The following is an 8,037-nucleotide window of genomic DNA, read 5'->3' on the forward strand; positions in this document are numbered from 1 at the left end:
TCCGGTTTCTTAGGGCAAGTTCTAGTATAAATAATCAACAAACTCTCAATTAGTTGCGATATAGAATGAGAAAATTTTTAGCATTATGTGTGTTTGGTCTGATAATTGCGATCGCCTCTGTAGCTGTCGCCGCTCAACCTTTGTTCGTCGCTTATCCTCCCGTTAACCACAAAACTACAGCCGATCGCATCTTTTTAATCGGCACAGCGCCCGCACCGGGACAAGTGTTAGTAAATGGCAACCAAATTTCGCGCACCGCATCCGGGCATTTCGCCCCGACTTTTCCGCTGCAACTCGGCGAAAATGTCTTTACATTGCGTTACGACAATCAGGAAGTCAAAATTAAGGTGACGCGCGAGTCGAATCAGCCAGTAGCTCCTGTAGGATTGGCTTTTGCTAAAGATTCCCTGACGCCGAAAGTCGATGTCGCGAGTTTGCCGGGGGAATATATTTGCTTTGGGGCGATCGCACCTGCGAATGCTCAAGTTTCGGTAAAATTGGCGGGAGTTACTATTCCTTTAAAAGCGCGATCGCAAGTGGAACTACCCGACAACGCATCTGTACTTTTAGACGCAAATTCCCCGATCAATAAAGGCGGCAGCCAACAGTATCAAGGCTGCGGTAAAACCCCTGACAACGCCCTCTCATCTAAGGGAGAAACAGTTGATTTAGGCGTGCCATCGTTTGAACTAACAATGAACGATAAAACTATCAGCCAACAGGGTACTGGCAAGATTTCTATTCTTTCTCCGGTTGACTTAGAAATAGCCGAAGTAACAGCAGATCCTGGTGTTGCCAGAACCGGAGCGAGTACAGATTTTTCTCGGATGACACCGCTGCCGAAGGGAACGCGAGCAACAATTATTGGGCGCGAGGGAGAATGGATCAGACTCGATTACGGTGCTTGGATAAAAGCATCGGAAGTGCGAATTGTCAAGGATACAGTGCCTCCGCGATCGATTATTCGCAGCGCCAGCTCGCGTCAAGTTTCCGGCTGGACAGAGGTGTTATTTCCCTTAGAAACACCCGTCCCAGTCACCGTGCAGGAAGGAGAACGCACTTTCACTTTAACCCTGTACAATACTACCGCTCAAACTGACATTATTCGCCTCTCGGATGACCCAGTAATTTCACGTTTAGAATGGCAACAAATCGCGCCACTGCAAGTACAATATACTTTTAATCTCAAATCTGCCCAGCAGTGGGGCTATAAATTGAGATACGAGGGCACAACTTTAGTGCTGTCTTTAAAAAACCCGCCGGCGAATACAAGCATGATACCTGTGTCGCAAGCAAAGCCGCTGTCGGGAATTAAGATTCTCATCGATCCTGGACACGGCGGGCCAGAGGATGGAGGTGCTGTGAGTCCAGTGGGAATTAGGGAAAAAACAGTATCTTTAACAGTGTCGAAATTGGTGCAACAGGAATTGGTAAATCGGGGCGCGAATGTGGTAATGACGCGGGTAGAAGATGTCGATTTGGATTTGCCACCGAGGGTGGTAATGATTCAAAAAGAAGAACCTGCGATCGCAATTTCAATTCACTACAATGCTTTGCCGGATAACGGCGATGCCATTAAGACTAAAGGCGTCGCCGCTTTCTGGTTTCACCCGCAAGCGCACAGTTTGGCAATGTTTTTGCACAATTATTTAGTTGCCAAGTTGAACCGTCCGAGCTATGGTGTATTCTGGAACAACTTAGCCATGACTCGTCCTGCCGTTACTCCATCTGTTTTAATGGAATTGGGATTTATGATCAATCCCGAAGAGTTTGAATGGATTGTGAATCCGACAGAACAAAGAAAATTAGCTGAGGCGATCGCCCAAGGTGTTACCGAATGGTTTGCCTCGGTCAAATAATAGTTAGTAGTAAGGACTGAAGTCATTCTCAAAAAATTATAATCGGGACTTCAGTTCTGCCAATCCAAGGAAATGAAATAATGCTAATTTTTACTCAATCCAAAGCCTTTTTTATTGCAGCCGTCGTTGCAAGTTTTAGCTTCTCGCTTTACAGCTTTCCTGTTTTCGGCAAGCAGCAAAGCCTGGCTCCCGCAAAAGCAGAAGCTTTAAAAAAGCAAACTCAATGCTCGTTTATTACAGGTGAAGGTGGCGCTGTTAACATTCGCAAAGGCCCAGGAAATAAGTACGCGGTTGTAGCTAAATTGAAAAGGGGAGACGGAGTTAGGGCTTTCAGCAGACAAGGTAATTGGGTGAAAATTGCGGCCAGATTTTCGGGTAATCCTCCTAATGAAACTTTGACCATCCTCGACGGTTGGGTGAACAATCAATTTATTAATGGCTGTTCCGAAGACCAATTTGACAGGTGGCGACAATAGGGAATTTGGTTTGTAGTGAGGACTTACATTCCTGAGTTTAAATAAAGAGGAAAGTCCTCATTAGCAACCCAACCTGGAGATTTTTTTAATTGGTACAAAAAAGACGATCGCCCTGATTCATTGTTGCATTCTCAACCAGCTAAACACCTGTTCGGCGGTGATATTCAGGGGAATCATTTCGGGAACAGGAAGGATATCGCTACCTTCGCAGAATTGCGGTTGTTGGTTGGGCAAAAACGCTAAAATCGATCGATCGTCTGGATCAACTAGCCACCCCAACTGACAATTATGTTGCAGACAGTGAATAATTCTTCTAGTTACGCGATTTGAGCTTTGCTGTGGCGAGAGAATTTCGATCGCCCAATACGGTGCAATTCGCACATCATCCACTGGTTCGCCGCTGTCATCAAATTGAATCTGTTCCCATAATAGTACCGCAATATCTGGAACAATCGATTGACCGCCAAAGGTACACCGCAACTCTGGAAAAGCATAAGCTATCTTGAGTTCCTCTACCACTTCATTAATGACACGCAGGAATTGCCCCTGGAAACGAGAATGTTTAATTTTCGGCATAGGTTTTTGGAGAATTTCCCCCTCAATGTATTCACTAGCCGGTTTAGTTTCTGGCAGTTTCAGAAATTGTTCAAGAGTAAGGCGCTTAGTTGCGATCGTCATAAATAAATTCCTCAATTCTACCTATCTTCAGTGTAATTCAAAAATTATTTATTTTGCATAACAATGGTGTTACCTCGCCTAATTTTTCGGAACAATCTGCTGCTTAAACTCAAACAAATTAGGATTTTCCGGGTCATAAAAAGCCCGCAACCAATGCACGTTGGGAGAACCAAAAGTTTCAACTCTAGTAAAATTTTTCATTCTCGGTAGTTGAGTCTCATCGGTAAAATGGGGTAAAGGTTTATCGATGCGGAAATAGTGAGTATCGCCGTGGACGAATACAACCTGCCCTGGGAAATTGCCTGTTTCTGTTTCCAGAGTTGCGATAAAATCGTTGTAACCGCTTCTTCTTTTGTCCGTCGGATCGAATTCAAATCCCGGATTTGCCTGTGCAACTAACACAATTCCTTTGCTGTTGCTGCGTTTGGCTAAAGCAAAACATTCTTTGATCCAGGCTAAGTTAGCCCAATTGCGATCGGCATATTCTGCATCTGCTTCGGGAGTACGGCCAAAATTGTTGTTGCTTCCCGGCATATTAATCGCCAAAAACACAACTCCATGATAAATCCAGCGAACATTTTCGCGGAATTTAGCAAACTGCGGGTTTTCGCTTTGACGGGTGAGAGTTAAGGTGCGCTTTCCCAAACTTTGATTACCCTGGTTGAAAATTTCCCGCAGTTTAGCGAGTCTTTCTACGGGATCGTAACTGCCGTTTTTTGATCGGTGGCAATCCGTCCATTCATTATCGCCATAGGCAAGAATAAACGGCATCTCAAAATTGTCAAATAACTGCTTGCGGCTGAAAAAAGTTGCATCATCGCAGACACTAGAACCGTTTTTAATGTCGCCGTCGTGGACTACAAACGCTGCGGGCGATCGATTGATATCTGCAATCAAACTCGGAAATTGTGCTTCCTGTTCGGCACTGTAGGGCAAATCGCCAATCAAGGCAAATTCAAAAGGTCTATTGCTGGAAGTTTGAGCGTAAGTTAAAACACCAAAACCCGTAATTAATACAAAAACAATAAAGGCAATAATTAGATAGTTTTTTTTCATCTATTTAGCCGTAACTAAATTAGTTATGATACCATGTAAGCCGACAAATCACTCTTGAAAATTATGGATTTTCGTCGGTTGCTCTCGCTAATGGCTATGCTTTCGATCGCAGGCTGCAATATTCAAACGCCACAAACCAACACACAGCCTACAGAAAGTCGTAGCTTGCGGGGCGGGACGCCATCGCCAATTGCAGCCCCTGTTCCCGCCCAACCAAAGTCTGAGATCAAAGAAGCAAAACTAATTGCTGTCGGCGACATCATGATGCACAGTACCCAAACGCGATCGGGCTACGACGCAAAAAATAAAACATACAATTTTGACACTTTCTTCGCACCCGTTAAAAGTATCTTATCAACAGGCGATTGGGTGATCGGAAATCTCGAAACACCTTTAGCGGGGGAAGATGCAGGCGGATATACGGGATATCCGCTATTTAACGCACCGGCTCAATTAGCGGATGCGGCTAAAAAAGCCGGATTTAATATCTTGACAACCGCGAATAATCATGCTTTAGACCGTGGAGAAAAAGGGGTAATTAGGACGATCGCCAATCTGAGCGATCGCAAAATTGCTTCCACAGGAACAGCCACATCTACCGCCGAGGCTTCACGCACTTTAATCAGCACCAAAAACAACATTTCACTAGCCAAGCTAGCTTACACCTACGGCACAAACGGCATTCCCATACCCAAAGGCAAAGATTACTTAGTTTCCCTAATCGACGAAAAAAAGATAGTCAAAGACATTGCCAAAGCCCGCAAACAAGGAGCAGATATTATCGCAATTTCCCTGCATTTTGGCGACGAATATCAGCGACAGCCAAACCCCCAACAAAAACAATTAGTTGAAAACCTATTAAAAGCTGGTGCAGACATCATTCTCGGCAGCCATCCCCACGTCGTTCAACCTTACAAAATTTTTAAATTTCCCGGAAAAAATGGCAAAACCCGCAAAGCTGTAGCAATTTATTCAATGGGAAACTTCATTTCCGGTCAGAATAGAAAATATACAGACTTAGGGGTAATTTTGCAAGTAAATATTCGCAAAAAATTTCCCGAAAAAACCACAGAAATTACAGAGGTAAAAACACATCCTACTTGGGTGCACCGCTACAGCTTGAACAACAAATTCAACTACCGCGTTTTGCCCCTAGCAAAAACTGTCACCGGTAAAAAAGATCCACTCTTAGCAACTTCGCAATATCCAATTTTATCAAAATATTTGCAGGATATGAACAATCATCTTAACTCTTTAAATAAACCTCAAAATAACAAGAAATCCCTCCCTTAAGCAGGGGGGACGGGATAGCACTCTATCTAGGTTTTAGGTTTTAGTTGGATGCTTAGTCTCTTCCACCTATCAGCTACCACTTGTTTTTGAGAAGTGTCGCCTACACGTAAGTGAATAAACCTAGAGCGCTCTGAGTTAAAAACCTGTCCTGCAAAACAGCAATTAGTTCGTAATTTGAATTTTCTTCGCGGTAAATAGCAGTGCCAGAAATTCCCTGAATTGGAGAGCCATCTAAGAGGTAGTCAGACGCACTTCCTTGCAGTTGAATTGTGTCTGCAAAGGGCAGATAATCAGTAATTAATGCGTAGTCAGCATCGCCGCCAACATTGTAGAAAGCCTGACCGGGCGCACCGAGAACGAAGGTATCCAATCCTGTCCCGCCAATCAGCGTATCTGCATCAATTTCCGCCCCGTAACCGTAAGCAATTATTCGGTCATTTCCGCTACCGCCATCTAAATAGTCGCTGCCATCGCGGCCTACGCCACTATCAGTTAGGATGTCGTTTCCATCGCCGCCGTAAAGAGAATCATTTTCCGTGCCACCGATGAGAAAATCATCTCCAAACTCGCCGTCTAATTTATCGTTTCCGCTACCTCCAATTAGGATGTCATCCGCATACCCGCCCCGCAGTTCGTCATTACCGCTACCCCCATTTAATTGGTCGTATCCATAGCCACCGTCGAGGAAGTCATCGCCATTTTCACCAAATAGTTGGTCGTTGCCAAAACCGCCATAGAGTGTATCGTCATCTTCGCCACCGTACAGAAAGTCGTTTCCGCCCAAGCCTACTAGAGAATCATCCCCTGCTAAGCCATATATGACATCATATTCTGAGGTGCCTTTCAAGCTGTCTGCTGCTTCAGTTCCAGTGATAAGCATTGTTGTAGTTCCTTAAATTGCTAGTCGCCAGCGTAAATCGTGCGAGGGAAATTTCCCTCGAAGTGGGATTGAAAAATCTCAGAGCGCGATCGCTCTCCCTTAATCAGTTATATCTACTTTAACTATTTTGAAAATTTTCGACCAGTCGCTTGTTTGAGTGACACTCATTTTAGGGAACTCAACTGCTGAATGAGCCAATAAATCGCCCCTTCAACATCAGCAGCCTGCTCAACATCCGCAATCGGCGGCCGCTGCACCATCACCACCGGAATTCCCAGTTCCCTAGCCGCCACAATTTTCGCATAAGTAGCACCGCCGCCGCTGTTTTTACTAACAATTGTATCAATCCGATATTCTAATAATAATTGACGCTCGTCTTCCAAAGAAAAAGGCCCCCTTGCTAATAACAATTTACCGTTAGGTATAGGAGTATTTAGTGCAGGAGGATCGATCGCCCCCATCAAAAACCAAATAGTCACTGATCTAGGGTGCGTCAGGGAAAACGATATTACCCGAAATCGCGGTAGGGCAGTGCCGTTTCCCTACAAATTGGGCGATCGTTACATCCGATCCGGTTGATTTTACCCCTTACCCGAAATTAGGACACCGCACTGCCGTTTTCCTACCATTAACCGGGGAATCGTTATATCCGATCGCGCGATCGCCCTGGACTCCGCAAGATTCTGATGGAATTCTTCTGTATAATTCTCACAGTGAGGACAAACTATTCTTGACGCTAAAATACGAGCGTCGAAAGTAAATTTGTCTCTCAAGTTAAGTACAAATTTCCACCTTGACTCCCGGCACGTCGGGAGCATCTCAATGAAAGTAGGCAAGCTAGAAATTGAGATTCTCCCTACATACCTTCGGGTTCTGATGCGATCGGGCGATCGACAAAATTGCTGTAGGGAAACCGCACTACCGTTTCCTGACTGCCGTTTCCTTACCCCCAGTTTTTTTTAAGTCGCATAAATTTTCAGTAAATACCGATCTACACACTTCCCAAACCCAAAGTTAAAATATAGCCAATAAAAAAAATAGCTCTTCCTAGCTGTTTTTTTGGCAAGCTAAATATCAGGGAGTTCATCTACGTGTCAATAAATAAAACGTTTAAAGGCAGAGCCACTACACCTGCTGCAGGTTTTACAATGATTGAGCTATTGATAATTCTTTTAATCATAGGAATATTTTGTGCGATCGTCGCCCCCTCTTGGCTAATGTTTATCAACAACCACCGTTTAAAGCTATCGCTCGATAGAGCTTATTGGGCAATGGAACTTGCCCACAGCAACGCCAAACGATCCAAAATTTCATGGCAAGCCAGCTTCAAACAAGTAGGAGAAAATGTACAAATAGCCGTTCACCCAGCCGACATTCCCCCAGCTCAAATACCAGACAGTCAATGGAAAAACCTAGAACCGCAAATTCATATAGATCCAGATGAAACAACAGTGCTCCAAGTAAATGAAAGCAACGAGCAAAAAACAAACGGCACAATCCGGCGCGTCATGTTCAACCACAGAGGTTGCCCCGTATCTCGAAGCGACCACGATTGCACGCTAACGAGTATAAGAGCCAAAGGAACCCTAACGCTATATCATCCCAACTTAAGAAACAGCCAACGCTGCATCATCATCTCCACTCTTTTAGGACATAAACGCACCTCCAAACGACAATCAAAACCCAACGAAAACAAAAGATATTGTTACTGAGGAATTAAAAATAAATAACTTAATGAATTACTCAGGTTGGGGTACGGCTCGATAATTCCATTTGGGCAAATATTCGTCAAAAA

7 protein-coding genes and 1 pseudogene are annotated in these 8,037 nt (G+C 44.3%); 4 read left to right on the forward strand and 4 right to left on the reverse strand.

What is annotated here, in order from left to right:
• Nucleotides 1-65: 65 nt before the first annotated feature.
• Both QUA03_RS05745 and QUA03_RS05750 read left to right on the forward strand, forming a co-directional pair.
• On the forward strand, nt 66-1,859 hold the full coding sequence (locus QUA03_RS05745) for an N-acetylmuramoyl-L-alanine amidase (protein ID WP_333210443.1): 1,794 nt from the start codon (nt 66-68) through the stop codon (nt 1,857-1,859).
• 80 nt (nt 1,860-1,939) lie between these two features.
• Nucleotides 1,940-2,335: an SH3 domain-containing protein gene (locus QUA03_RS05750; RefSeq protein WP_333210445.1), complete on the forward strand. Its 396-nt coding sequence runs from the start codon at nt 1,940-1,942 to the stop codon at nt 2,333-2,335.
• Nucleotides 2,336-2,452: 117 nt separating this feature from the next.
• On the opposite strand, the gene QUA03_RS05755 is transcribed toward QUA03_RS05750, so the two are convergent.
• Both QUA03_RS05755 and QUA03_RS05760 read right to left on the reverse strand, forming a co-directional pair.
• Nucleotides 2,453-3,013 (reverse strand): Uma2 family endonuclease, encoded by a 561-nt coding sequence (locus QUA03_RS05755; RefSeq protein ID WP_333210446.1) that lies wholly within the window; start codon nt 3,011-3,013, stop codon nt 2,453-2,455.
• Between the two features lie 78 nt (nt 3,014-3,091).
• Nucleotides 3,092-4,069 carry a hypothetical protein gene (locus QUA03_RS05760; RefSeq protein ID WP_333210448.1) on the reverse strand — a complete coding sequence of 326 codons (978 nt, stop codon included), beginning with the start codon at nt 4,067-4,069 and terminating at the stop codon, nt 3,092-3,094.
• A gap of 63 nt (nt 4,070-4,132) precedes the next feature.
• Between QUA03_RS05760 and QUA03_RS05765 the strand changes: the two genes are divergently transcribed.
• On the forward strand, nt 4,133-5,362 hold the full coding sequence (locus tag QUA03_RS05765; RefSeq protein ID WP_333210449.1) for a CapA family protein: 1,230 nt from the start codon (nt 4,133-4,135) through the stop codon (nt 5,360-5,362).
• A gap of 100 nt (nt 5,363-5,462) precedes the next feature.
• Here the strand turns inward: QUA03_RS05765 and QUA03_RS05770 are convergent, their stop codons facing one another.
• Nucleotides 5,463-6,242, reverse strand: coding sequence for a calcium-binding protein (locus tag QUA03_RS05770; RefSeq protein WP_333210450.1), 780 nt, complete (start codon nt 6,240-6,242; stop codon nt 5,463-5,465).
• A gap of 164 nt (nt 6,243-6,406) precedes the next feature.
• Nucleotides 6,407-6,715, reverse strand: a pseudogene (locus QUA03_RS05775) (precorrin-6A/cobalt-precorrin-6A reductase); the annotation flags it as partial.
• Nucleotides 6,716-7,333: 618 nt separating this feature from the next.
• Here QUA03_RS05775 and QUA03_RS05780 point away from each other — a divergent pair.
• On the forward strand, nt 7,334-7,954 hold the full coding sequence (locus tag QUA03_RS05780; protein WP_445304837.1) for a prepilin-type N-terminal cleavage/methylation domain-containing protein: 621 nt from the start codon (nt 7,334-7,336) through the stop codon (nt 7,952-7,954).
• Nucleotides 7,955-8,037 lie beyond the last annotated feature (83 nt).

Source organism: Microcoleus sp. S36b_A4, from assembly GCF_036700645.1.
Lineage (GTDB): Bacteria > Cyanobacteriota > Cyanobacteriia > Cyanobacteriales > Microcoleaceae > Microcoleus.

What these genes read in the sequence shown, in the direction of transcription:
- QUA03_RS05755 (WP_333210446.1), bottom strand. Translation starts at nt 3,013, where the DNA reads ATGACGATCGCAACTAAGCGCCTTACTCTTGAACAATTTCTGAAACTG.
- QUA03_RS05765 (WP_333210449.1), top strand. Translation starts at nt 4,133, where the DNA reads ATGGATTTTCGTCGGTTGCTCTCGCTAATGGCTATGCTTTCGATCGCA.
- QUA03_RS05760 (WP_333210448.1), bottom strand. Translation starts at nt 4,069, where the DNA reads ATGAAAAAAAACTATCTAATTATTGCCTTTATTGTTTTTGTATTAATT.
- QUA03_RS05770 (WP_333210450.1), bottom strand. Translation starts at nt 6,242, where the DNA reads ATGCTTATCACTGGAACTGAAGCAGCAGACAGCTTGAAAGGCACCTCA.
- QUA03_RS05745 (WP_333210443.1), top strand. Translation starts at nt 66, where the DNA reads ATGAGAAAATTTTTAGCATTATGTGTGTTTGGTCTGATAATTGCGATC.
- QUA03_RS05750 (WP_333210445.1), top strand. Translation starts at nt 1,940, where the DNA reads ATGCTAATTTTTACTCAATCCAAAGCCTTTTTTATTGCAGCCGTCGTT.